This is a genomic window from Collinsella sp. TF07-1 (assembly GCF_003437235.1).
GTDB lineage: Bacteria > Actinomycetota > Coriobacteriia > Coriobacteriales > Coriobacteriaceae > Collinsella.
This window is the reverse complement of record NZ_QSRV01000003.1, coordinates 88,623-113,504: the sequence shown is the minus strand read 5'-3', so window position 1 is coordinate 113,504 and position 24,882 is coordinate 88,623. Positions and strand designations below refer to the sequence as shown.

Sequence of the window (24,882 nt, the reverse complement as noted above, 5' to 3'; positions counted from 1 at the left end):
TTTTTAGATGCAAAACGGCGGGCGGCCTATCTTTACGGCGCCAGAACACGGATGAGCGCACCGACTACGGGCGCTCCATATTGGGAACGATGCTGCCCTCGGTCACCGCATGTACGGCCAGGCGCATGATGTTGTCGTAACCGGTCTTGTTGAGGATCTCCGAGATGCGGCGCTTGATGGTGCCCTCGCTCATAAACAACTCGGCCGCGATCTCGCGACGACTTTTGCCCTCGCAGGCAAGGCGCAAAACCGACAGCTCGACATCGTCAAGGGCCGCCGTGCCCGAGAAAATGCTCTCGGGCGGCTTGGGAAACGTACAGTAGCCCACCAGCGTGGAACGCATCACGGCGAACAGTTCGTCGATGCCGACGTTCTTGTACACAAAGCTATCGACGCCCGCCTCGCGAGCCTGATCGACAAAGGTGATCTCGGGCATGCCGGTCATGATGATGACGCGACACTCGGGCAGCTCCTCTTTAATACGCGCCGCCGCCACGATGCCGTTTGAATCGTGTTCGGTGCACACGTCCATCAGTATCATGTCCGGGCGCTCCTTGAGCGCGACACCCAAGGCCTCGGAGGCATCGGCGATCGCGGCGACGACGGTCATATCGGGCTGGTCGCCAACGGAGCGCGCGAGGCTCTCGCGCAGAATGGCCTGGTCTTCGACTATAAGGACGCGGATCATGAGCTTCTCCTTTGGGACGTGTCGTTGGCGTTAAGCGGAATGGATACCGCAAGCGTAAAGGGCGGGGCGGCGTGGACCTCTAGGCTGCCACCCAGATCTTGCGCGACATGCCTCATACCTGGGATACCCGTTCCCTCGCGATACGATACGGGGGCAGGCGCGCCATCGTTAGAAACGGTCATCCGCGCAACAGCGCCGTCTTCCGACGTCTCCTGCCACAGGCGCACATGGACCTGATGGGCCTGTGCATGCTTGGTGGCATTGGTTGAGGCTTCGCGGATAATCTGCAAAAATGCGGCGGCGACACGCGCGTCGCTTGGCAGCTCTCCCTCCACATCGATCTGCACGCTCACCAGGCCAAAGGCATGGACGATATCGCCCAGTTGCTCTGCCGGTTCGGTGTCACCCCTGCTATGCAAGTCGGCGGCAATCGAGCGCAGCAGCGGATCGATCTGCTCGAGCGACTCGTCATCCAGGCGCCCCTCCTCAAGATAACGATGGAGGATGGACAGGCGCTGACCGATCACATCGTGCACACGGGCGCGCATACGCAGATAGGCCGCATTGTCAGCAACTTTTTTGACTTCTTCGATCTGGGCTTGGAGCTCTTGGCCCGCAAGCTCAAGCAGGTGGTTGGCTTGCGCCAGGCGATCATGAGCATGCGCATACTCTGTTACATCCAGGCCGATAATGCGCTCGAAGAGGCGGCCCGAAACCATAACGTCATCGTGCACAAACAAGCGAATCTCGGCGGGAGAAACCTCGACCACAACGCGCGCCTCACCAAAGCGGTCCAGATTAATGCGCACGCGGTTCTTGCTGCTTTCGGGCATTTGCATGCTGAGTTTGCGCAGGTCGTTCCACGTACCGCTCATATCGCCTAGGTCGGTGGGCATATGAAGCTCCACCAGGTTTTTTCGCATGCAGCGGTTCATGAGCAGCGGACGGCCCCTCGGGTCCAGATACAGGATGCCCACGGGAATCACGTTGATGGTTTCGATCGTCGAGAACGTAGTGATATCTTCCTGGCGGTTACGGACGTCCATCAAGAGCGCCGCGATGGAGCGGAACAGGAAGAACGCTCCCTCCGCGATAAGGATAAGGGCCCACGCCGAGCCCACGGCAAAAACCACCGGCGGTGTAACGGCGACAACAAGCAGCAGCTCGGCCAGCATGACGGGGCGACGATAGTGCACCATAAGCAACACGCCATAGGCAAAGATCGCGGCATTGAGCCACAGCACTCCGCCCATTGCCCTGGCGCAAACGTCAAGCGGCGCCACCAGATACGAGCCAGACGACGCGAATAAGATGAGCACCGAAATCATCAGGTGAAGCACAAGGCTCGCCTCGTAGGCGCAAATCACCTTACGGTTATAGGACGAGCGGCGCGATGCGATGAGCGGGACGTGGATCATCTGCAGACACGCAGCCAGGGCAAAGACAACATCGAGCGCAACGATTTGGGGAAGGATGAGCGAAATCTGCATCGTCACTCACCCGCCCTCGGCATCAAAACGATCATGCGCAGCTGGCCGGGCTCGCCCTCAAGGCGGCATGCCACGTTGCGCCCCTGCAGCGCACTTTCGAGTTCATGGGCGGCCGGTGTCTGAGACAAGTCTTCCTCATCGTTGGAAAAAAGCGTGGCGCGCAGCTCGACACTGCACCGGTCATGGTCGCCCAAGTGATACATAAGCGCCGGATGGTCGGTGGTGTAGGCAAAAAACGCAAAGTCATACACGCAGTCGTACAGGGCACTTACCGTACTGGCGTGCATCGGGCGCCGTATGGCGATAATCGAGGCGCAATCGACATCGATGGTGCGCAGGTCGCTTGCGAGCTCGTTGGCAATGAGCTGAATGCGGTCGCGATCAAAACCGCTCTCCCCGTGCTGTGCCAACGTGAGCGACCCCTTGCGCTTGCAATACGCGACGAGCATCTTGGCGCGCTGCAGCATGCGGTAACGCTCGTGCGAAGACGCTTCGTCGGTCAACGGCGGTAGCGAGCTCAGCAGGTCGTACATCCCTTCGAGCGCACGGGCAAGCGCCTGGTCCACGTCTTTGACCAGCAAGGTCTCGGCCTCTTGATCTGCCAAATGCGTCTTAAGGTCGTAGTCGGCGGCGAGCAGCTCGTTTTGACGCTGCAGCTCCATGCGACGACGCGCCAGCTCACGGTTAAGCTCGTTGAGCTCCGACACGTCTTGGGCAAGCAGGGCCGATCCGCCCAGCAGTAGAAAGGCACGGTACATCACATCGGGATCGGACGCCACGGCAAAGGCATGGGCGCGACCGTGCTCCTGGGCCCGCAACTCCTCGCGCACGCCTACCGGCATTGGCTTTGACGCCGGCGTGGCATAGGCTTCATGCAGGTCGCGCGTTAGAACTTTGAGGTCGAGCGGCAAGGTGTCGAAGATGCCGGCGATGTCGTGATACGACGGAATGACACCGCAATCGAGACAGATTTCCATCGCCACCACGCACAGGACGCAATAGACGAGCGAAAAGTTGAGCCGCCATGCCCAGGGCACGCGCAACGCATACGAGATGGCAAAGAATGCGCCACCCAGCAGTACGAGCGCCGCCGTGCCCGAGAAACGCTGGATGCGAAAGGACGAGGACCGACCAACCAGGATAAAAAAGGCCACGAAGTCAAAGGCCGTCCACACGAGGACAGCGAAATAACCCCAGCCGTACGTGTAATCGTTGCTCCAGGTGTCGCTTGTACGGTCAAAGCGGAAGACCTGCTGGTGAAAATCGTTGGTGAGCACAAATCCGATAAGTAGGATGGCCACAATCCACAGCGCAGCGCAGTAGCGGCGACCCAGGCGGTGTTGCTCCAGGCCCGCAAGGCGCAGACCACACAACTGGTAGAGCAGCGGAATGAGCGTCATGGGCACGTAGTACAGGTACCACAGCACGGTGGCATAGAACGGCGTGAACGACTTATATTTGAGAATGACCTCAATCATCCAGAGGGCACAGATAGCGGCGATGGCAACAAGGCGCCGACGCAAGACGTAGTCCAGGCAGCGCAGATAGACCGATACGCCCCAGATCGAAAATATGATCGCGGCGACAAGCAGCGGAAGGGAGCTCGAGTGGACGAGCGCATCCACGACCTCTTCGGACACCTCGCTATAGGCGGGCACAGCGTTAGAAAGTTTGGGGTCGAAGGCGAACAACGCCGGCAAGACTGCCAAAAGTATAAGGAACAGCGCGGTAATGGCGCCAGCGAGAGCGAATACGCGGCGGCGGTATACACGATGCGATATGCCGACAAGGAATCGCGGCATGGCAAAGAGCCTGCCGCCCCTAAGATCCGCCACGGGCGCGGATCGGGCGGCCGCGTGGCCAATATGTCGCTCGCGGGTACCCATAGTGCTTTTAGTGTACCGACAGGCAGGCCCAAAAAGCGGGCCACATGTCCCAAAATCCGCAGACGGCAGGGAGTGTCCCCAGCGACTAATCATTTAAGTACGTCCCCAATGACTACCAATGACGAGAGTGGATAATCTCCCACTTTGAGCCCACAAACAAGCCAAAAACGGGAGATTATCCACTCTCATTCTGCGGGCACTCATTTAAGTACGTCCCCAATGAGTGCTTTTTTGACAAAGCGCCCGGCGAGCACAAGCTGCTCGCCGGGCGCTTTAGTTAGGAAGCTGTGGTTGTTGGGAAAACCTTAGGCCAGGTCCTCGCCGTTCGTCTCGATGACGTGTTTATACCAATCGAAGCTCTTCTTTTTGGAACGCTTGAGGGTGCCGTTGCCTGCGTCGTCGCGGTCCACGTAGATAAAGCCATAGCGCTTGGACATCTCGCCCGTGCCGGCAGACACCAGGTCGATCGGGCCCCAGGTGGTGTAGCCCAGCAGGTCAACGCCGTCCTCGGTCACCGCATCGCGCATCGCGGCGATGTGCTGGCGCAGGTAGTCGATACGGTAGTCGTCGTTGATGGAGCCATCCTCCTCGACAACATCCTTGGCGCCCAGACCGTTCTCGACCACAAACAGCGGCTTCTGATAGCGGTCGTACAGGTCGTTGAGGGTAATGCGGAAGCCTAGCGGATCGATGGCCCAGCCCCACTGGCTCTCCTGCAGGTAGGGGTTCTTGGCGCCGGCGAAGGCGTTGCCCTGGGTGCGCTCGACATCGGGGTTATCGGCACCGGCGGAGCAACGGGTGCTGTAATAGCTAAAGCTGATGAAGTCGACGGCGTTGGCGGCCAGAATCTCGCGGTCCTCGTCCGTCATGCCCACATCGATGCCCAGACGCTCGAGCTTCTTGACGGCATAGGCCGGGTAGTAACCGCGGCTCTGAACGTCGACGAAGAAATAGTTGCTCTGGTTGTCAATCTGCGCCTGGCGCACATCGCCCGGACGGCAGCTGTAGGGGTAGTAGCTACCTGCGGCAAGCATGCAACCGATCTTGACCTCAGGGTCGATCTCGTGAGCGATCTTGGTTGCCCAAGCGCTGGCGACGAGCTCGTTGTGGGCGGCCAGGTACTCGACGGCCTCCTTGTTCTCGCCCTCCTCAAAGACCAGACCGGCACCCATAAACGGCAGGTGCAAGATCATATTGATCTCGTTGAAGGTAAGCCAGTACTTTACCAGGCCCTTGTAGCGGGTGAAGATCGTGGTCGCGAGGTTCTTGTAGAAGTCGATGAGCTTGCGGTTGCGCCAGCCGCCGTACTCCTTGATGAGGTGAATCGGGCAGTCGAAGTGCGTGATGGTCACGAGCGGCTCAATGCCGTGCGCCTGACACTCGCGGAACACGTCCTCGTAGAAGGCCAGGCCGGCCTCGTTGGGCTCAGTCTCGTCGCCGTTGGGGAAGATGCGGGTCCACGCCAGGCTCATGCGGAAGGTCTTAAAGCCCATCTCGGCAAAGAGGGCGATGTCCTCCTTGTAATGGTGATAGAAATCGATGCCGGTCTGCGCGGGGTAGTAATAGCCGTCCTCGAAGTCGAGCATCTTGCGCTGGCCGGAGACCACCGCATGGCGCTCGGGGCCGTGCGGCGCCACGTCCACGTTGGCCAGGCCGCGGCCATCCACGTCATAAGCGCCCTCGCACTGGTTGGCAGCCGTCGCGCCGCCCCACAGGAAGTCTTTACGGAAAGCCATACATCGATCCTTTCACACGCTGTTTGTCGTGGTTTCAGTATCCCCGTAAGCAGCGCGCTACTCAACGGCAACGACGCAGGCCGACACTTCTTTTCGCACACGGCGGCCCGGTAGCCGCCCCTGCTTGACACTTTCTGATACCGCCGCCCCAAACCACCACAAAGGGGACAGGCACCTTTGTGGTGGTTGGGGACGGTTTGTCTCGATCTGCAACAGGTAGGCAGCCAAAACCGGGCTTGGTGTTACAGATCGAGATTTTTGGGCAGCCCCCCGCAGTTTGTCTAAATCTGTAACAGGTAGAGACGATTTAGCCCGCTAGATGTTACAAATCGAGACGGAAGATGCTAGTCACAGGCGATGTCGAGGTTCTTGCCGAAGAGGCCTACGTAGCCGCCCTCGGCAGCCTTGGGGCTGTCGGCGTGGCAGAGGACCCACTTGTCGGCCTTCCAGTAGCAGTAGCTGTCACCGGCCGAGGGCATGTCGGCTGCAGCCTCGGGGCGCGGACCATTGGTGCCAGCGGGAAGCGCCACCATCACCTGGAAGCCGCCGTCGTCGACCATGCACGGCGTGTAGTGGAGCGTGGTGTTGAAGACTTCGACGACCGTACCCGCCGGCACGCGGAACGCCTTGACGCACGCGGTGTCGAGCTTGCCGTCCTCGATCTCCCAGCGATGCGCCACAAGCAGGATAAAGTCGCGGGCACCCAGGTTAAACTCGCTGGCGCGGTGATACTCCAAGCAGTTGAGCTGCGTGTTGTGGCCATTGCACCAGCCCAGCTGGAAGGGTCGGCCGCCAAACATGAGAAAGCCCAGTTTATCGGCATCCTTGACGCCCTCGAGCTCCGGCGCACTTGCTACGTACTTGCTGCCCTCGGGGATGGGCGTGGCAGAGAGCGCCTCGAGCACGGGCGACGTGAGCTCGGACGGAACGTTATCCCAAACGTTGCCATAGGATTTGAACTCGGGATCGTTGACAGAGTAGATATGCATGTTCACTCCTGTTCGTTTATGTGACAGTACGAACATTCTAGAACAAACATAAGCTATTTTGAACGCCCATCCCGACCACTCAACAAAAAGGCGCCCCCGCATAAGCGAAGGCGCCCAATGCGCGCGTTTTGGACGATAAAGTCCTTACGCCTGCTGATAGTGCAGGTGCTTCTCGTCGATATCGGCCAGGTCACGGTCGAGATAGCGGCGTGCGAGCCAGTTTGCCATGGGGAGGTTCTGGTCCAGATAGTTGCCGCACTCCTCGGGAGCGGCACCGGGGACATCGCCCTCAAAGCCAGCAACAAACTCGAACAGCTCGCGCACGAGCGGCAAGATCTCCTCACTCGTCACCTCGCCAAAAACGACGAGGTAAAAGCCCGTGCGGCAGCCCATGGGACCAAAGTAGACAATGCGGCTCGACCACTCGGCATGATTGCGGAGGAACGTGGCGCCCAGGTGCTCGATGGTGTGGCACTCGGCCGTGTTCATGACCGGCTCCTTGTTGGGCGTGGTCAAGCGCAGGTCAAAGGTGGTGACGGCGGCGCCGGTCGTCGGATCGCGGTCGATGCGGCTCACATACACGCCGGGCTCGAGCAGCAGATGGTCAACGGAAAAACTCGCGATGCGCTCCATGGCAGATCCTCTCGATAGTTAAATTGGGACGGGGCTCTTTTAGCTGGTTCGAATGATCACACCAATCATACCAGTCAAAAAAGCCCCGTCCCAAATGAGCTACCCGGGACGGGGATCAATGAGTTTTAAATCCCCGTCCCAGAAAAATCATTCTAGGCAGTGTACGAGATGGTGGCGGCTACGGCATGACGCCAGCCGGCGATCTTTTTGGCTCGCTCGTCGGCAGACATGGCAGGCTCCACGATGCCGCGGGCGCCGTAGACGTCGACGACATCGCGCGCGTACATGCCCAGCGCAATGCCGCAGGCCCAGGCCGCGCCCAGACCGCTCATCTCGTCGTTGCTCGCAATGCGGATGGGCGAGCCGACCAGATCGCTCTCAAACTGCATCAGGTACGCGTCGCGCGTGGGACCGCCGTCAACACGAAGCTCGGCCAGTGCCGCGCCCGAATCCTCGACCATCGCATCGATGACGTCGAAGATCTGATAGGCGATCGACTCGTCGGCGGCCTTTACGAACTCCGCACGGCCCGTGGTGCGCGTCATGCCAAAGACGCAGCCCTCGGCGTCACTCGCCCAGTACGGCGCGCCCAAGCCGGTAAACGCCGGCACAAAGTAAACGCGGCTCGCCGGATTGGCGGCATAGCACAGGTCGGTGACTTCCTCGGGATTGTTGATGAGCTCCAGGTCGTCGCGCAGCCACGTCTTGACGGCGCCGGCGTAGCTCACGTTGCCCTCGAGCACATACTCGGTCACGCCGTCCATACGCCACGCAAGCGAGCTCGAAAGCCCGTGCGAGCTGGCAACGAACTCGTCGCCAACGTTCATCATGACCGAGCTGCCGGTGCCATAGGTCGCCTTGGCCATGCCGCGGCTGTGGCAGCCCTGGGCAAACAAGGCGGCATGGCTGTCGCCGAGTACGCCGTGAATGGGCACGGGCGCCGGCAAAAAGCCGCCCAGGTCCGTCATGCCGAACGGGCCATCGGAATCGGTCACCTGCGGCAGGCAGGCTGCATCGACGCCAAAGGCCTCGCACACCGGCTCGCTCCAGCAGCCACGGCGCAGGTCGAAGAGCTGCGTGCGGCTGGCGTTAGACCAGTCGCAGCGAAACTCCGCGCCACCCGTGAGCGTCCAGACCACCCAGGCATCGATGGTGCCCAGACACAGCTCGCCTGCCGCCGCGGCCTCGGCAGCCGTGGGAACGTTCGCGAGAATCCAAGCCATCTTGCCCGCCGGATAGTAGGGCGAGAGTACCAGACCCGTCGTGTCGCGCACCAGCTCGGCCACGCCCTCGCGCGCGGCCAGCTCGTCGCACAGCTCGCGGGCGCGGGCGCACTGCCACACCACGGCGTCGCACAGTGGCTCGCCCGTCGTGCGCCTCCAGGCAACGGTGGTCTCGCGCTGATTGGAGATGCCGATGCCGGCGACGTCGGCCGGATCGACCCCGGTCTCCTCCACCACGGCGCGTGCCACGGCCAGCACGTTGGCGGCGATCTCGGCTGGATCATGGCTCACCCAGCCGGCCTCGTTGACAATCTGGCGATGCGGGCGATCGGCACGTTGAATCAAATGGCCGCCCTCGTCCACCAGCAGCGCCTTGGTGCCCTGCGTGGATTGATCGATTCCGATGATGTATTTGCTCATGTACTCTCCTGTCTCCCCCGTCGATTCAAAAACTACAACCCGACGGACAAGGAGCGAGCGGCCGACCGGCTCATGAGAGCGCAGCCGGCCTGCTCTGAATTCAACCTAAAAGGATTGGTGCAAACCTGTCCCCGATGCACCAATTACTCTGCGGGAAGGAACTCGGCGACCGTCTTGGCAATACCCTCGCCGGTGAGCCCGTAGTGCGCGAAGACCTCGGGGCTCGTGCCGGTGATGACCGGCGCGTCGGGCAGGGAAAGGCACTTGACCGGACGCGGGCAATGCTCGCCCACCACCTGCGCGACCATGGAACCCAGGCCACCGAAGGGGCTGTGCTCCTCGACGGTCACGACGGCGCGCGTGGCACCGGCGGCCTCGATCACGGCCTCGGCGTCGAGCGGCTTGACGCAGTACATGTCGAGCACCGTTGCCGAGATGCCCCGCTCGGCCAACAGATCGGCGGCGTCCACGGCATGGCGGACCATCTCGCCGGTGGCGACGATCGTCACATCGGTGCCGCGACGCACCCAGGTGGCGCGGTCCATCTGGAACGGGCACTCGTCCTCGGTGTACACGTCCTCGACCGGGTTGCGGCCCACGCGGATGTAGGCCGGCTTGTTGTCGGCGACCAGGGCGCGCACGAGCTCGGCGGTCTGGAAGCGATCGCTCGGCAGATATACGCGCATGTTGGGAATCGCGCTCATGGCGGCGATATCCTGCGCGGAGTGGTGACTCATACCCAGGGCGCCATAGGACACGCCGCCCGAGATGCCGATGAGCTTGACGTTGGTGTTGGAGTACGAAACGTCGACCTTGCACTGCTCATACGAACGCGTGGTCACAAAGGACGCCGGCGAGGCGGCCCAGGCCTTCTTGCCGCACGAGGCCATGCCGGCGGCGATGCTCACCAGGTCCTGCTCGGCAATGCCGACCTCAATGGACTGCTGGGGATACTGATCGAAGAACGGCGTGAGCGATGCGGAGCCGCGGGAGTCGGAGCACAGGACGACGATGTCTTTATCGGTTGCGGCGGCCTCGAGCAGCGTGTCGCAGATAGCCTTGCGGTTGGCGATCTTGTTAGCCATTGATAGCCTCCTTATGGGCAGCGAAATCGGCGATGATCTGGGCATATTCCTCATCGTTGGGCAGGTGATGATGCCAGGCGGCCTTGTCCTCCATAACCGGCGAGCCGTAGCCCTTCACCGTGTTGAGGATGATGACCGTGGGCTTACCCTTGGTCTCGGCGGCCAGCGTCAGCGCGGCGTCGATGGCCTGGACGTCGTTGCCCGGAATGGACAGCACGTTCCAACCGAAGGCGGCCCAGCGCTCCTCCTGCGAATCCTGCTTCATGACGTCCTCGGTGCTGCCGCTGATCTGCAGGCGGTTGCGGTCCACGAGCGCGCACAGGTTATCGAGCTGGTAGTTGCCGCCGCTCATGGCACCCTCCCAGACCGAGCCCTCGGCAAGCTCGCCGTCGCCCATGATGGTGTAGACGCGGTAGTCGCGGCCATCCATCTTGCCGGCAAGCGCCATGCCCACAGCCACGGGCAGTCCGTGACCCAGCGAGCCCGAGTTCATCTCGATGCCCTTGAGCTTGTTGTTGGGGTGGCCGATGTAGGGGCTGCCGAACTTGGAGAAGCGGGCCTTGATGTCATCGAGGTCAAGATAGCCCTCGTGGCAGAGCACCGCATAGTAGGCCTCCATGGCGTGGCCCTTGGAGAGTACAAAGCGATCGCGGTTGGGATCGTCGACGGTCTCGGGCGAAATGTTGAGATGGTTAGCGTAGAGGGTCATGAGGGCATCGATCACCGACATGTCGCCGCCGATATGGCCGCCGGCGCCAGCCATGATGATATCGACGCAATCGCGGCGAAGGTCCCAACGCAGGGATTCAAGCTCTTCGATAGTTGCCATTTCTACTCTCCTCGCAGGTAGGCTTTGACGTCTTCTTCAATCGGGTCGTATAAGTCGGGGGCAATGCCGATGTACTTGCACGCCTCGTAGAGCACCGGCACCACGCTGGCGTGAATGGCGACGCAGTGGTGGATGTAGGGACCCTCGACGATCTTGGCCTCGAGGCGCTTGAGGTTGTCGACCTCGACCCACAGGTAGGTGCCCATGCCGGCCGGGCCGTCGATGCCGCGGGCATTGCCCAGCAGCAGCGAGTACTCGCCGTTGTCGCCGTCAAAACGGGCAAGGGTGAGGTCGCCGTGCTTGGCCTCGGCCGTCAGCGCGCCGGGATGATCGAACGCCAGCGGATAGGTGAGCTTGGGCTTGACGGCCGCGCAGCTGCAGGGCCAGGGGCCGCAGTGCTGCAGCAGCTCGCCGTTCTCGTTATCGGGATGACGCACGGTCCAGTCGGCGAACATGCCGCGGTGACGACCCAGATCGGCGGCCTCGACCATCAGCGCGGTGATGGCGCCGTGGATATCGGTCTCGCATACGATAGGGATGCCCATCTCGTTGAGGATGGCGTTGGCGGCGCAGGGCATAATGCCCAACTCGTCCTGCAGGGCGTTCCAGCACTGGATGGCACCGGCGTTGCAACCGTACTTCTCGACCAAGCGCTTCATGGCGATGGCAAGACCGGCAACCGCGGGAACCTTATCCTCGGGGATGCAGATCTCAAAGCTGTCGGCAATGTGGGCGAGCATGGCTGCCATGGCCTGCTCGTCGGCCTGGGCGTCGCGCACGGCCTGGACAAGCTCGGTCATGGGGATGGGCGAAAGCTGGATGTTGAACTTCTCGAGCAGCTCGCCCTCGTTGCACATGGTCGACCAGAAGTCGAACGGACGGGTGGCCATCTGCAGAATACGGGTGTGCTTGAAGGTCTTGACCACGTTGCACACGGCCAAAAAGTCCCAGACGCCGCGCTCGAACTCGGGATCGGTCAGGCGGCAGTTAGTCATGTAGGTGAAGGGAACCTGGAAGCGGCGCAGGACCTTGCCGGTGGCGAACAGGCCGCACTGGCTATCGCGCAGGCGGGTGCCGTCGGGCTCGGGGCGCTCGTCGCGCGGGCCCCACAGCAGCACGGGCAGGCCGAGCTCGCGGGCAAGGCGGGCGCAAACGTACTCGGTACCAAAGTTGGCGTGGCACAGCATAATGCCATCGACGCCCTCGGCGCGGAACTTCTCGACGATAGGCGCGATATGGCTGTCGTCGAACAGCAGGCCCTCGTCGTTGATGTCGTCGATATCCACGATGTCGACGCCGATCTCGCGCAGGCGATCAGCCGTCAGGCCGCGATACTTGATTGCGTCCGGCGCGCTAAAGATGCTGCGGCGCGTGGGCACGAAACCGAGCTTGATCTTATCCATGTACGTCCTCCCCTAATCACATGTTCAGTAAACAGACGCATGTTTCGTTTTGTTCTGTTTACTAAATGTTTTACTCTTTTGTTTAGTAGTTTAGCGCGAAAGTCCCGTAAACGGTAGAGAAATCAGCCTAAACGGTATGTAAACAATCTGAACATACAAGGGCAACAAAAAGAGGGCCCCGTAGGACCCTCTCTCTTGGTAGCGTCATGTATGGTTGCCTTTGGCGGACTTTTCCGCTCTGAGGTCTGGCGCCGTTTTGCCTAGATTTCGCGCACGCTCTGGCGCTCGACAAAATAGGTCGACACGGCTGTCTTGCAGGTGTAGCTCTTGGGATTGCGGATGTTGCCCACCAGGCGGCGCACCGCGATCTCGCCCACCTCGTGCTTGGGGACGTGCACCGTGGTGAGCGGCGGGTTGGAGAAAGCGCCCAAAGACAGGTCGTCAAAACCGATGATCGAGACATCGTCGGGCACACGTATGCCGTGCTCGTTGAGCGCGCGCATGGCACCTACGGCGAGCACGTCGTTCTCGGCAAAGAAAGCCGTCGGCAGGTCGTCGCGTGAGACGCCGTCGAGCCACGCGCCCATATCGCGATAGGCGCCCTCGAGCGTGGTGCCCAGCGTGACGCGCCATGCCGGATTGGCCTCGAGGCCCGCGTCCTCGAGCGCTTGCCGATAGCCGCGCTCGCGGTCCTTAAAGTTGCGAATGCGAAGGTCGCCTGCCAGATAGCCGATCTGCTTGTGGCCTTTCTCGATAAGGTAATCCACGGCACGCAGCACCGAGTCGGTATTGGCAATGACCACAGCGTCGAAATACTGACGATCGCTCCAGCCATCGAGCACAATCAGGTGGGCGGCGGCGTTAGCGAACAGGGCGTAGTCCTCCTCGCCCAACTCCGTACCCATTAGCACAATGGCGGCGGACGGATCGGCGATCAGGCCCTCGACCTGCGGACGCACGGCGTCAAGATCGCTAAAGTCGAGCGAGACAAAGCTCGTGCTCATGCCGTGGCGACGCGCTTGACGCTCCACGCCCTCAATAACCGCGGGATGGAAGGTGCTCTCGTCCAGGATGGCACCCGTCTTGCGCGCAAGCACGAACTGGATGCTCTCGAGCTGCGTCGACTGCTGGTAGCCGAGCGATTGTGCGCACTCCAGGATGACCTTGGCGGTCTCCTCGCTCACGCTGCGCTTGCGGTTGAGCGCGTTGGACACGGTCGCAGGCGAAAAACCGGTGATGCGGCTGATCTCGCGAACACTTGCTTTAGCCATTGTTCCCCCTAGTAACGGTCGCGGTCGAACATCGTGGCCTGACCGCCCCATGACTCGACAACTAAACGACCGCAAATTCAATCTAAACAGAATAGTAAATGTTTAATAGCTAGTTTAGCCTGTTGTCAAGCAAAGTGGCCCGACTATTCCCCCAACGGGCACATTTAGTCGGTAGCTAAAAAAGCCCCGTCCCAAATTGACTACTTTGGGCGGGGCGTGAAAATCATTTAGCCCAGGACACGGGCCATACGCGCCTTGAACTCGGACAGAAAGCGCGGGGCGTCGACGGTCAGCGCCACGAGTGCGCTCTTGTCGGGATCGGCCACACGGCGCTCATCGCAGATGGTGCGGCCGCGATACTCGCCCAGCAGGTCGACGCGCAGGTTACAGCCGAGCGCGCCCACGAGCGTAGGGTCGATCGCCACGGCGACGGCAAGCGGATCGTGCAGCGCGCAGCCGCCCAGGTAGGACGCGTTCATCTCGTACGAACCAATGTAGTGCTCGACCATGCTCGCAAATGCGCAGCCGGCCATGGTTCCCGAACCCGTCCAGCCGGCAATGTCGCGGCGCGTGAGCACCACGCGATGCGTCACGTCCAGGCCCACCATGGTGAGCTTACGGCCCGAGCGCAGCACCGCGTCGGCTGCCTCGGGGTCGCTCGCCATGTTGGCCTCGGCGCCCGCGCTCACGTTACCGGGCACGGTAAGGGCGCCGCCCATCACGACCACGCGGCCGATGGACATCATCGCCGCCGCATCGCGCTCCAGGGCGAGCGCTAGGTTGGAGAGCGGGCCAGTCGCTACGTAGACCAGATCGGGACCATAGGTGCGCGCGGCATCGATCAGATAATCGACCGCAGCGTTGCCGTCGGCCGAGGTCGCCCCCACCGGCTCGTAGGGCGACGCGGGCACGCTCGCGCCGCCGATGCCGTTCTTGCCGTGAATGAGCGCGGTGGACGCCGGCGGCGTATAGGGCTCAGTCGCTTGCAGAGGACGGTCGGCACCCAGGTACACCGGCACCTCGGGACGGCCCAACAGGTCGAGCACCGCCAGGCAGTTGTGCGCCGACTGCTCGACGCGCACGTTGCCAAAGCATGTGGTGATGCCCACGAGCTCCACCTCGGGGCTCGCGATGGCATAGGCAAGCGCCATCGCATCGTCCACACCCATATCCAGATCAAGGATCAGCTTCTTGGTTGCCATTGTTTTACTCCGCTTCTCCGTCTTTATCGTTTAACCAAACCAATGTTCAACTTCGGCGCGCGTGGGAATCGATTGCTGAGCGCCCAGGCGCGACACCGTCACTGCCGAGGCGCGAGCACCCGCGGCCATGCACTCAAAGAGCGGCAAGCCCTCTAGGCGAGCCGCCGCCAACGCGCCGATAAACGTATCGCCGGCGGCCGTGGTATCGACTACCGTGCTCGAAAGCGCCGGCATGCGCAGCAGCTCACCGTCATCGCCGAGCGTAACCGAGCCGGCACCGCCCAACGTGATGACCGCAGCTCCGGCACCCCTAGCGAGCAGGACATTGAGCGCCGCGACGCAGCTTGCATCGTCCGCGGGCAAGATTCCCGTCAGCACCTGGCACTCGGTCTCGTTGGGACAGACCAGGTCGACCGCAGGCCACGCTCCTGCCGGCAGGTCGCAGGCGGGCGCCGGGTTAAAGATCGTATAGAACCCCAGCTCGTGAGCGCAAACAAGCGCCTCGGCCGTCGCCGCAAGGTCACATTCGCCCTGGGCGATAAAGACGCTTCCGGCAGCCGGGGCAATCTCGCTGGCGTCGCCGTCGAGCTCATGGGCCACCAGACGCCTCAGCGCGCAGGCAACGTCCGCGCCCGCAAGCGCATGGTTGGCGCCCGGTGACAGTATGATGCGGTTGTCGCCCTCGCAGCGAATGATAGTCGCGGTACCGGTCTCCACGTCATCGCGACGCGCCACAAACTCAACGCCCACGCCGGCGTCTTGGAGCCCCGTCACGAGCGACGCGCCGAACGCGTCGCGACCGACCGCGCCGATCATGCACGTGTGCGCACCCATGCGCGCGGCGGCGACGGCCTGGTTAGCGCCCTTGCCACCGGCGTTGGTGATAAACCCGCTGCCGCCGACGGTCTCGCCCGCACGCGGTATGCGCTCGCACGCCACCGAAAGGTCCATGTTCATACTGCCGAACACCGCAACGATGCCGCGATCTGCCATGGAAACCTCCTCATCTGCGGGCCTTATACCCACCGTCGGCCGTCGATCGTGCACTCTCGCACCCCCTATAACTTTAGTTCACTTTGATGTGGACGCGCGCTTGAGCTTGCGCCAGCAGCAAGCATTCACAGGAGCAGGCAGTTACAATGAAGGCGTGCTGATTATTCTCGTCATTGGATGATGTTTTATGGAACAACTCTCGCAATCGGGCTCGCGCGGTCGACGCCGCACGGGCAACGAGCCGGCACCGCACGAACGCGTGAAGGGTGAACGCCGTGCCAACGAGCCGCGACGCACCGCGAGCCCCCATCGCGCTTCTGCCAACAACGCGGGCCGCGCCAACACTCCCGCCGCGGAGCAGACGCCTGCTCGCCCCAAGTCCCGCTACATCCCTGCCCTCGACGGCCTGCGCACGCTTGCCGTCGTCGCGGTGGTGTTCTATCACCTCAACCTCACGTGGGCTCAGGGCGGCCTGCTTGGCGTCACGATCTTCTTTGTGCTTTCGGGCTATCTGATCACGCGCTTGCTGCTCAACGAAGTCGCTAAGACCGGCCGCATCGACCTTAAGAGCTTCTGGATTCGCCGCATCCGTCGCCTGGTCCCCGCCGTGGTGACCGTTGTGGTTGTAACCTGTGCGCTGTGCACCGTCTTCAACCACGTGATGCTCACCAAGATGCGTCCCGACATTCTGCCGTCGCTGCTGTTCTTTAACAACTGGTGGCAGATTATGCAGGACGTCTCGTACTTCAACGCCCTGGGCGACCCCTCGCCGCTTACGCACTTTTGGTCGCTCGCCATCGAGGAACAATTCTACCTGGTTTGGCCACCGCTGCTGTTTGCCATGGTATCCATGCATGTGAGCAAACCCAACACGCGCCGCATGGTTCTGGGCCTGGCTGCTGTCTCCGCCATCGTCATGATGGTGCTCTATAGCCCCGCCGCCGACCCCAGCCGCGTGTACTACGGCACCGACACCCGCGTCTTCTCGCTGCTGCTGGGCGCCTGGATGGCCTTTATCCCCGATCGCGACCTGGCGCCGGTGCGTCTCGCTCATCGTTTGGGGCTCAATCGCCTGGCTGGCGCCGCCAAGCACGGCAAGAACGCCGAGGGCAAGCCTGGCGAGAAGGCCGACAACGCAGCCGAGACCGTCCCGGCACAGCCGAGCGCCCTCGTGCGCTTTTGGTCCTCACCTGCATCCATCGATGTGCTGGGCGTCGTGGGTCTGGTTGGCCTTGCCGCCATGGTCGCGCTCACCAACGGCTACACCGCGTTCCAGTATCGCGGCGGCACGCTGCTATGCTCCATCCTCACGCTCATGGTCATCGCGGCCTGCGTGCAGCCCCAGGGAATGGTTGCCCGCGCGCTGTCCGCCGAGCCGCTCGTGTGGGTTGGCAAGCGCTCGTACAGCATCTACCTGTGGCACTATCCGCTACTGTTGCTCATGAACCCGGTCGCCAACATCAACGATACGCCGTGGTGGCAGTACATTTTGCAGGTGTTGTTGGTGGTCGCCGTAGCCGAATGCTCATATCGCTTTATCGAGACGCCGTTTAGAAAGGGTGCCTTTGGGCGCACCGTATCCGAATTCCGCGACGGCACCACCACGCCCGCCAACTGGGTGCGCGCGCATATTCCCGTGTGCGCCACTTGCGGGATTGTGCTTGTTATCGCGCTGGGCGGCCTGATTTTTGTGCCGGAGACCTCCGCACTGAGCGGTGAGGGCGCCGAAGTCCTCAACAAGGAAGCCAAAAACACCGCGCCCACAGACCAACAGGCGGCCGACGACACCGACAAGGACAACGACGGCTTCCCCGATGGCTCCTACGACCTGTTGATGATCGGTGACTCCGTGTCGCTGCGCGCCGTTGATTCCTTTGACGGCGTGTTCCCGCACAGCCATATCGATGCCGAAAAGGGCCGCCAGTTTGATGCGGGCCGCGCGACATTTGAGGGCTATCTCCAACAGAACCTTGCCGGCAAGATCGTGGTCTTTGCACTGGGCACCAACGGCTTGGTAACCGACGACCAGATCGACGCCATCATGACCGATGCAGGAGATAAGCGTATTGTGGTGTTTGTGAACACGCGCAGCCCGCAGCCGTGGGTTGGCTCTACCAACCAGGCCATCGCCAACGCTGCTACGCGCTACAAGAACGTGCGCGTTATCGACTGGTACGGATACAGTGCCAATCGCAACGACCTGTTCGATGGCGATGGCACGCACCTGTCGACCACTGGCGTGACTGAGTACCTCAACTTGATCCACGATGCAGTCAAGAAGGACCTGCCCGTGCATCCCGAGGATCACGTCAACGATCCGCAGCCGGCGGCCGTCAAGTCTGCCACCGACGCGCTCGTCAATGCGCTCGCTCTCAAGCCGCACAAGCTGGGCACCGACAAGTAACCTGCAGCGCAAACTTCCCACATCCGGAGGGGGTGCCCGCCACGGCAGGCACCCCCTCCGACAGTTAGGGACGTTCCTTATGTGCCGGCACCCAGGGACACTCCTGACACAGCCGAGGAACGCCCTCCTTGCGACCAAATTCTGGGCGCCTCGCCACCCCGAACGTTGTTTCCAAGCCCACACCCGCAGCAAACAACCCAAAATCACTCTTTTCGAGCCGGCTCCAAGGGGTCGTGGACAAAAAGGGGCAAATATGAGTACTGTTACCATTTTAGTAGCAGGCAAAACCACCCAAAATGGCGCCCATGCGGTAGCGCGCGACCCTTCCAGTTGACCAGAATGGCCGGTTTAGGACTTGGAGCTTCGCTTTTAATGAACAGATTTTTGTATATGTTCATTATTTTCTTTGTCGTAAATGCTATCGGCCAGGCAACAGTACTCATATTTGGCATTTTTTGTCCACTGCCATATAACTAACGCCCTATAGCGGGCAAAAAACAGGCCGCAGTCCATCGCTGCGGCCTGTTTTGAGTCCAAAAGAGGCGCTAAGCGCTGTAACCCATCGCCTGCAGAACAAACATGACGACCGTCAGCACCGTAATCACACCGATAGTCGCCCAAGTGAGCACATTCCACACGCGGCCGTTGCGGTTAGTGCCCATAATGTGACGGTCAGCGGCAATAACCACCTGGAACACCAGAACCACGGGCAGCAGCACGCCATTGATGACCTGCGAGGTCATCATAATCTGGAACAGATCGACGCCGGGCATAAGCACCAGCACGGCAGAGATACCGATGATGGCCGTAATGATGCCGCGATAGACCGGGGCCTCGTCCCAGCTGCGGTCGGCACCGCGCTCCCAGCCAAATGCCTCGCAGATAGCGCTCGACGTAACGCCCGGCAGCACGCAGGCGGCCAAGAAGCTCGCCGCGACCAAGCCCGAGGCAAACAGTACCGTGGACCACTGACCCGCAATAGGCTCCAGCGCGCGGGCAGCATCGGCGGCATCGCTAATCTGAATACCCGCCGGGAACAACACCGTACCGGTCGTGATGATAATAAAGCCGGCAATGACATCGGCAGCAAGCGAGCCGCTCACGGTATCAATACGCTGCAGCACGATGTCGTCCTCGCCCGCGTTCTTATCGACCACGTTGTTCTGAGCCAAAAAGATCATCCACGGTGCGATGGTGGTACCGATCGTTGCGACCACGAGCGACACGTAGCTGGGGTCGTTTTGAATATTGGGGACGACCAAGTCGACCGCGACCTCGCCCCAGTTGGGGCCGGCCATAAACGCGGCGACGATGTAGGTCACGAACACGCAGCTTACCAGCAGCAAAATCTTCTCGATGCGCTGAAAGCTACCCGACATGGTAAGCATCCACACCAGCAGCGCCACGAGCGGCACCGAGATGCTCGCCGGAACGCCAAACAGGGCAAGACCACTCGCGATGCCCGCAAATTCCGAAATGGTCACAGCCGTGTTGGCGATCAACAGCGCCGCCATGGCCAACACGCTCTTGCGCACGCCAAAGCGCTCGCGAATGAGCGATGCCAGGCCCTTGCCCGTGACGCAGCCGCAGCGCGCCGCGGTCTCCTGCGTCACGATGAGCAGCACAGTCATGACGGGAAGCATCCAGAGCATCTTATAGCCATAGCTGGCGCCCGCGCTGGAATACGTTGCAATGCCGCCGGCGTCATTGCCCGAAAGCGCCGCCAGCAGACCGGGACCCATAGCGCCAAAGATGGCCGCGATGGTCAACTTTTGCTTGGTGCCCGACTTTTGCTTGGTATTTTGCACGCGACCACCTAACCCATGACCGACATGGTGAGCAGCACCGCAGCGACGCAGTACGCTACGCACGAGATCATGACGGCAATAACGTTCATGGCGGTGCCCGACGTGTTGAGGTCATGCTCGTCACGCCAGAACAGCACCATCAGGTAAATCACGGCGCTCATGTTGCCAACCAGGCAAATGATGGCAGCGATATTAAAGCACCCGGTAAAGAGTTGCTCCTCAAACATGGGCGCATCGGGGAATGCAGCGGTGCGCACCAGCTGGGCGCACAGGTAGGTCACGAGTGACAGAATCAGGCCCATGCCCGTGCTCTGGAAGAAGAATCCCAGATACGGCTTGGGCTCGTCGTCGTGACCGTCATACTCCAGGAAGTAGTTCTTGACGAACGACACCATGCGCGAGGCCGCCAGCAGCACGAGCGGCATGGCGCACATGGGAAACACCACCAGATGCGCGGAGCCGAGCGCCGTTCCCAGCACGGTCGCCATGATGCACGACGCGATGCCCCATACAACAACCCAGTACTGGCGATGCACGAACCAGCTGAGCACGTTCGTCGAGTCGTCGGACGCGCTGTCACCCGAGCCGACACCAGCGATCTGCAGGTCCTCCTGATGCTCCTCGGCGATAACGTCCATGGCGTCGTCGAAGGTCACGATACCAAGGATATGACGGTTCTCGTCGCAGACAGGGATGGCAACCAGGTCGTACTTGGTCATCTCGTCCGTTACGTCTTCCTGGTCCTCGTCGGGCGACACATAGACCAGGTCGCGATAGGCCAGCTGACCCAGCGTGGCGTCGCGGTCGGCTACGATCAGCGTGCGCAGCGAAAGCACGCCGGTCAGCATGCCGCTCGGATCCTCGGTATAGACGTAGTAGACGCTCTCGAAGTCCTCGTCGAGCTCGCGAATCGCCTCGATGGCGTCACCGACCGTTGCCGTGGCGGGCAGGGAGACAAACTCCGAGGTCATGATGCGGCCGGCGGTGTTGTCCTCATACCCTAGCAGGTTACGAATCGCCTTCTCCTCCTTGACGCCCATCAGGCGCAGGAGCTTCTCGGCCTTCTCATAATCGAGCTCGTCGATCAGGTCGGCTGCATCGTCCGGGTCCATCATGGCCAGCATCGACGATGCGTCCGTGTCGGACAGGCCCTCGAGCATCTCGGTCATGAGCTCGTCGTCATCGAACTCCGAGATGGCCTCGGCAGCCTGTGCGGTATCGAGCTGCGCAAACACCTGCGCGCGTAGGCGCGGGTCGAGCTGCTCGATAATGTCGGCGATGTCGGCAGGGTGCAGCTCGCCGAGCGTCTTGTGCGACACCGAGAGTTGGATGTTTTTAGTCGAGCGGTCGAGCAGGTCCATGTAGGACCAAGCGATGATGTCCTCGCTGAGCGGCTTGCCCAGGTGCTTCATAAAGCCCTCGACGACGTGCTCGAGTGCGGGGCTGATCGCGCGCAGCAAGCCGCGGGCGCCAACCTCGGCACCCAACAGGCGCAGCTGGTTTTCGCCCGACATGGAAAACTTGATGTCGTTGACGCGCACGACCTTCATGCCCTGCGTGTCGACGATCTGCTTATTGAGCACGTCGCGCGCCAGCAGGAGCTCGGTCGGCTGCAGGTACGAGAAGCGAATATTGGTGGCAGACGTGTTGAGATACACGCCCGTCTCGTCGATACGGTCGACCCATTTGCGCCAGCTGATCATAAACGGCGTCTTGCCGGGGCCGCGGAACGCGAGCGACGTCACGTGCGGAAAAACTTCGCCGGTTGCAATGCCAAAATCGTTGACCACGCCGAGCTTTTCGCCGTCGACGTCCAAGACTGGCAATTTGAGCATCTCACTCAGATAATTCAATGGTGCTCCCCATCATTATTCCTCCGGACGCGGCCGCGCGTGCGGCGTCCGGGGGCTTCTGGATATGTATACGCATGCGCGGGCGGCACGCCGCTCGACGCTTACACCCCGTGCATGCGCAAAAAGCACCTGCATGGGGTCATCGACTGTATGGTCGAGGTTTGGATTTCACCTGTAACCTTTCTCTTGACCCTCATTAACCGCAGTAACTATAGCATCAGCATCGCCCTGCGGCATCGAATTTATGCGCTGCACATTGCAGGCATACCAAACGCTGACGCATCCGTGACATAGTCATTGGGGACGTTCTTCAATGACTACCCAATAACTACTCTGTGGTGTCGTCGTCCTCGGCAAGTTGGGGGAACACGGCGTCCTTGGGCATGGTGGCCTTCGTCAGCGAGGTGAGCTTTTTGCTCAGCGACGTGTCCGTCTTGACCAGGTCGCTGAGCGTCACGATCTTGTAGCCGTCGGCGACAAGACCGTCGATAATCTGCGGCAGCGCCTCGAGCGTCTGCTCGGCGCATTCGTCTCTATCGGTGAGCAGCACGATATTGCCCGGCGTCACCGAATCGAGCACCGTTGAGACCTGCTCGTCGGCACCGTTGAGCAGCCAGTCGCCCGAGTCAATATTCCACGAGACCACGGCGGAGACCAGGTCCATCGCATCAATCCAGTTTTGCTCGTCAAAGGCAGCGTAGGGAGCACGCAGCAGCATCGTCTTCACGCCGGTCGCCGACTTAATCGCATCGGTGCCTTTCGCGATCTGCTCGCGTACCGCCTCACGGTCCTGACCCTTGAGCGAATCGTCGCTGTAGCTGTTGGATCCGATCTCGCACCCGGCATCGACAATCGCCTTGGCCGTGGCAGGCGAGGCCTCGGCCGCATCGCCCGACAGGAAGAACGTCGCGGTGACGCCCTTTTCCTTGAGTACCTGCAAAATCTGCTTGGTCGCACCGCTCGGACCCTCGTCAAACGTCAGCGCCACGTACTTTTCGTTGCCCTTGGGCGCCACGCTGGCGCACGCAACGACGCAATCGGTGGCGGGCACAACCTCGCCGCGGTCCTGCGTCTTGCCCGACTGCTCACCGACCCACACCTCGGAGCGGCCCTGGACACCCCACGTCTGCACATACTCGATAGCGCCCGTACCCTCGACCTTGAGCTTGGGCTCGATAACCGTAGCCTGAACCTCGTGCTTCTCGTAGGTGTTACGGCCATCCTTGACCGTCACTTTCTCGCCGCCCTCAAGTTCGCGGCTATCCCATTTGCCCTGCTTCACGCGCTTGCCGTCGACCTTCACCGACAGCTTTTCGCCCCCATGGCGCTTGAGCACGCTGTCATCGACGGCCAGCAGGTCGCCTGCGTCGTAGGTGTCAGTCAACTCCTGGTCGTCGATGAGATTCTGCAGCGTAGAGCCCACACGCACCGCGGTCTTTTGCCCGTTGAGTTCCACGTCCACGCTGCGGTTGACGTAGCCCACGACGGCAGCGATAAACAGCACGAGCGCACAGCCCACGGCAATGAGCGCATAGGGCAGACGGGACGGTCGGCGCGGCGAGCGCCCGTTGCCGATGCGCGCGCTGCGGTCGCTAAACCCGCGGCTATGGTTGAGGTACATCGCGCCGGGCTTACGGCGGCGACGGCGCTGACCGCTGGGCAGCTGCCCCAGGTCGCGGCGCGCCGTCGGACGCGCACCCGAACGCCCGTTTAAGTTGGATCCGTTTTGGCGCATGTGCCCTCCCCCATAAACACAGCAAGCCGGAGCAACAGGTCTCCGGCTTGCCTCCCATCATTTGGTACGTCGCTATTTTGTAGCTTTTGACGAGCCTCCGCTCGCCTTTTGATATTCGTCCTTAAAGGCCTTGAACATACCGCGCGTCTTGCCGAGCTGCTTGCCCAGTGCGCGGCTGCCCTTGTCCACGGCGACCGATCCCTTGTCGTCGAGCACCTTGGCGCCCTTTTTGACCTTGTCGCCCACCACGACGCTGGCCTCGGCGGCCTTGGCGGCCGCACCGCCCGAATACCCAAGCGACTTGACCTCGTCCGAGACGACCATCGCGCCGTTCTCGTAGCCGCGTAGCATCGTCGGCGGCACCTGCGTGTCACCAACCAAAACACTCGAAGCAGCACCGGCGGTCACATAGAATGCCTGCACGATACCCGAACGTGGCTTGAACTCAACGTCCGAGCAATAGCCCACGACGTCGCCCGATTCCGTGCGCACGTCCATACCGACCCAGATGATGCAATCGTCCAGGTTGATGTCGAGGCGCTTGGCGGCGGCGGCATCGTACGTGTCCTTGACGTCATCGACCGCAATGGCGCCCTCGTAGACACCAATGGCGTCGAGCGCTACGAATCGATCGGGACGCTCGATCATGCCCGCGATATCGGACTGGCGGACCATAAAGCCGACCACGCGCGTACCGCCCGGGGTAAAGACCGGAAAGTGAATCTTTCCGAGCTTTTTAGGGCTGCGCGGCGTGCCGTCCTTTTTGGTGCGCTTGTCCTCGGTAGGCTTGCGATAGATCTTGGCGCCGACAAAATCCCCGGCGCGCATTATGCCTCGGTCGAGGGCTCCGCAGCCTCGGTATCAGCCTCGACGGCGTTCTCGACCACGACATCGGCGGCAGGCGTCACGTTGCCGCCCGAAATGGCGTCGTTGAGCTGCTCGCGCAGCTGGTCCATGCGCTCGCGGGCCAGGTCGACCTTGGCGCGCAGGTCGTCGGTCTTGGCGTCGACCATCGGGCCAAAGTCATTCACCGCAGCACGGGCCTCCTCGGCGCTGTGCTCGTAGGTGTCGCGCATACTGTCCCAGGCGTCGTTGGCGATATCGGCAGCCATGGCGCGGGTTTCGGCGCCCGAGCGCGGGGCCAGAGCAACGCCGATAATAGCGCCGGCAGCGGCACCAAAAAGTGCGCCGGAGACAAAGCTGAAAGTCTTACCCATGATCATTCCTCTCCTGC

19 protein-coding genes are annotated in these 24,882 nt (G+C 61.5%); 1 reads left to right on the top strand and 18 read right to left on the bottom strand.

Annotated features, from left to right (window positions below):
• Positions 1 to 64: 64 nt before the first annotated feature.
• The 13 genes from DXC67_RS02240 to DXC67_RS02180 form a co-directional block, all read right to left on the bottom strand.
• On the bottom strand, positions 65 to 688 hold the full coding sequence (locus DXC67_RS02240) for a response regulator transcription factor (protein ID WP_117637188.1): 624 nt from the start codon (positions 686 to 688) through the stop codon (positions 65 to 67).
• Positions 685 to 2,184 carry a hypothetical protein gene (locus tag DXC67_RS02235; protein ID WP_147327735.1) on the bottom strand — a complete coding sequence of 500 codons (1,500 nt, stop codon included), beginning with the start codon at positions 2,182 to 2,184 and terminating at the stop codon, positions 685 to 687. The genes DXC67_RS02240 and DXC67_RS02235 overlap by 4 nt, the downstream gene beginning before the upstream one ends.
• Positions 2,181 to 3,980 (bottom strand): histidine kinase N-terminal 7TM domain-containing protein, encoded by a 1,800-nt coding sequence (locus DXC67_RS02230; protein WP_199410560.1) that lies wholly within the window; start codon positions 3,978 to 3,980, stop codon positions 2,181 to 2,183. Before DXC67_RS02230 ends, DXC67_RS02235 begins: the two co-directional genes overlap by 4 nt.
• Positions 3,981 to 4,369: 389 nt before the next feature.
• On the bottom strand, positions 4,370 to 5,800 hold the full coding sequence (locus DXC67_RS02225) for a 6-phospho-beta-glucosidase (RefSeq protein ID WP_117637185.1): 1,431 nt from the start codon (positions 5,798 to 5,800) through the stop codon (positions 4,370 to 4,372).
• A gap of 344 nt (positions 5,801 to 6,144) precedes the next feature.
• Positions 6,145 to 6,789: a DUF4867 family protein gene (locus tag DXC67_RS02220; RefSeq protein ID WP_117637184.1), complete on the bottom strand. Its 645-nt coding sequence runs from the start codon at positions 6,787 to 6,789 to the stop codon at positions 6,145 to 6,147.
• A gap of 144 nt (positions 6,790 to 6,933) precedes the next feature.
• A complete protein-coding gene (locus DXC67_RS02215; RefSeq protein WP_117637183.1) occupies positions 6,934 to 7,422 on the bottom strand; it encodes an S-ribosylhomocysteine lyase in 489 nt (162 codons plus the stop codon).
• A gap of 152 nt (positions 7,423 to 7,574) precedes the next feature.
• On the bottom strand, positions 7,575 to 9,065 hold the full coding sequence (locus tag DXC67_RS02210; protein WP_117637182.1) for a glycerol kinase GlpK: 1,491 nt from the start codon (positions 9,063 to 9,065) through the stop codon (positions 7,575 to 7,577).
• A gap of 143 nt (positions 9,066 to 9,208) precedes the next feature.
• The gene (locus DXC67_RS02205) at positions 9,209 to 10,150 is read right to left on the bottom strand and encodes a transketolase family protein (RefSeq protein WP_117637181.1); all 942 of its coding nucleotides are present in this window, start codon (positions 10,148 to 10,150) and stop codon (positions 9,209 to 9,211) included.
• Positions 10,143 to 10,979 (bottom strand): transketolase, encoded by an 837-nt coding sequence (locus DXC67_RS02200; protein ID WP_199410559.1) that lies wholly within the window; start codon positions 10,977 to 10,979, stop codon positions 10,143 to 10,145. Before DXC67_RS02200 ends, DXC67_RS02205 begins: the two co-directional genes overlap by 8 nt.
• Before the next feature lie 2 nt (positions 10,980 to 10,981).
• Positions 10,982 to 12,382, bottom strand: coding sequence for an L-fucose/L-arabinose isomerase family protein (locus DXC67_RS02195; RefSeq protein WP_117637180.1), 1,401 nt, complete (start codon positions 12,380 to 12,382; stop codon positions 10,982 to 10,984).
• Between the two features lie 260 nt (positions 12,383 to 12,642).
• Complete coding sequence (locus DXC67_RS02190; protein ID WP_117637179.1) at positions 12,643 to 13,653, bottom strand: LacI family DNA-binding transcriptional regulator; 1,011 nt, start codon at positions 13,651 to 13,653, stop codon at positions 12,643 to 12,645.
• A 227-nt stretch (positions 13,654 to 13,880) separates the two neighbouring features.
• Complete coding sequence (locus DXC67_RS02185) at positions 13,881 to 14,855, bottom strand: nucleoside hydrolase (RefSeq protein WP_117637178.1); 975 nt, start codon at positions 14,853 to 14,855, stop codon at positions 13,881 to 13,883.
• 30 nt (positions 14,856 to 14,885) lie between these two features.
• Complete coding sequence (locus DXC67_RS02180; RefSeq protein WP_117637177.1) at positions 14,886 to 15,848, bottom strand: ribokinase; 963 nt, start codon at positions 15,846 to 15,848, stop codon at positions 14,886 to 14,888.
• Between the two features lie 187 nt (positions 15,849 to 16,035).
• Here DXC67_RS02180 and DXC67_RS02175 point away from each other — a divergent pair, with 187 nt between their 5' ends.
• Entirely contained in the window at positions 16,036 to 18,252 is a 2,217-nt protein-coding gene (locus tag DXC67_RS02175) for an acyltransferase family protein (protein WP_117637176.1), read from the top strand.
• A 545-nt stretch (positions 18,253 to 18,797) separates the two neighbouring features.
• On the opposite strand, the gene DXC67_RS02170 is transcribed toward DXC67_RS02175, so the two are convergent.
• The 5 genes from DXC67_RS02170 to DXC67_RS02150 form a co-directional block, all read right to left on the bottom strand.
• A complete protein-coding gene (locus DXC67_RS02170) occupies positions 18,798 to 19,994 on the bottom strand; it encodes an Nramp family divalent metal transporter (protein ID WP_117637211.1) in 1,197 nt (398 codons plus the stop codon).
• 74 nt (positions 19,995 to 20,068) lie between these two features.
• A complete protein-coding gene (locus tag DXC67_RS02165; RefSeq protein ID WP_117637175.1) occupies positions 20,069 to 21,913 on the bottom strand; it encodes a magnesium transporter in 1,845 nt (614 codons plus the stop codon).
• A 328-nt stretch (positions 21,914 to 22,241) separates the two neighbouring features.
• The gene (locus DXC67_RS02160) at positions 22,242 to 23,648 is read right to left on the bottom strand and encodes a polysaccharide deacetylase family protein (protein ID WP_233503131.1); all 1,407 of its coding nucleotides are present in this window, start codon (positions 23,646 to 23,648) and stop codon (positions 22,242 to 22,244) included.
• A gap of 72 nt (positions 23,649 to 23,720) precedes the next feature.
• On the bottom strand, positions 23,721 to 24,476 hold the full coding sequence (locus tag DXC67_RS02155) for a hypothetical protein (protein WP_055252569.1): 756 nt from the start codon (positions 24,474 to 24,476) through the stop codon (positions 23,721 to 23,723).
• Positions 24,476 to 24,865, bottom strand: a complete 390-nt coding sequence (locus DXC67_RS02150; RefSeq protein WP_117637209.1) for a YtxH domain-containing protein — start codon at positions 24,863 to 24,865, stop codon at positions 24,476 to 24,478. The genes DXC67_RS02155 and DXC67_RS02150 overlap by 1 nt, the downstream gene beginning before the upstream one ends.
• Positions 24,866 to 24,882: the final 17 nt, after the last annotated feature.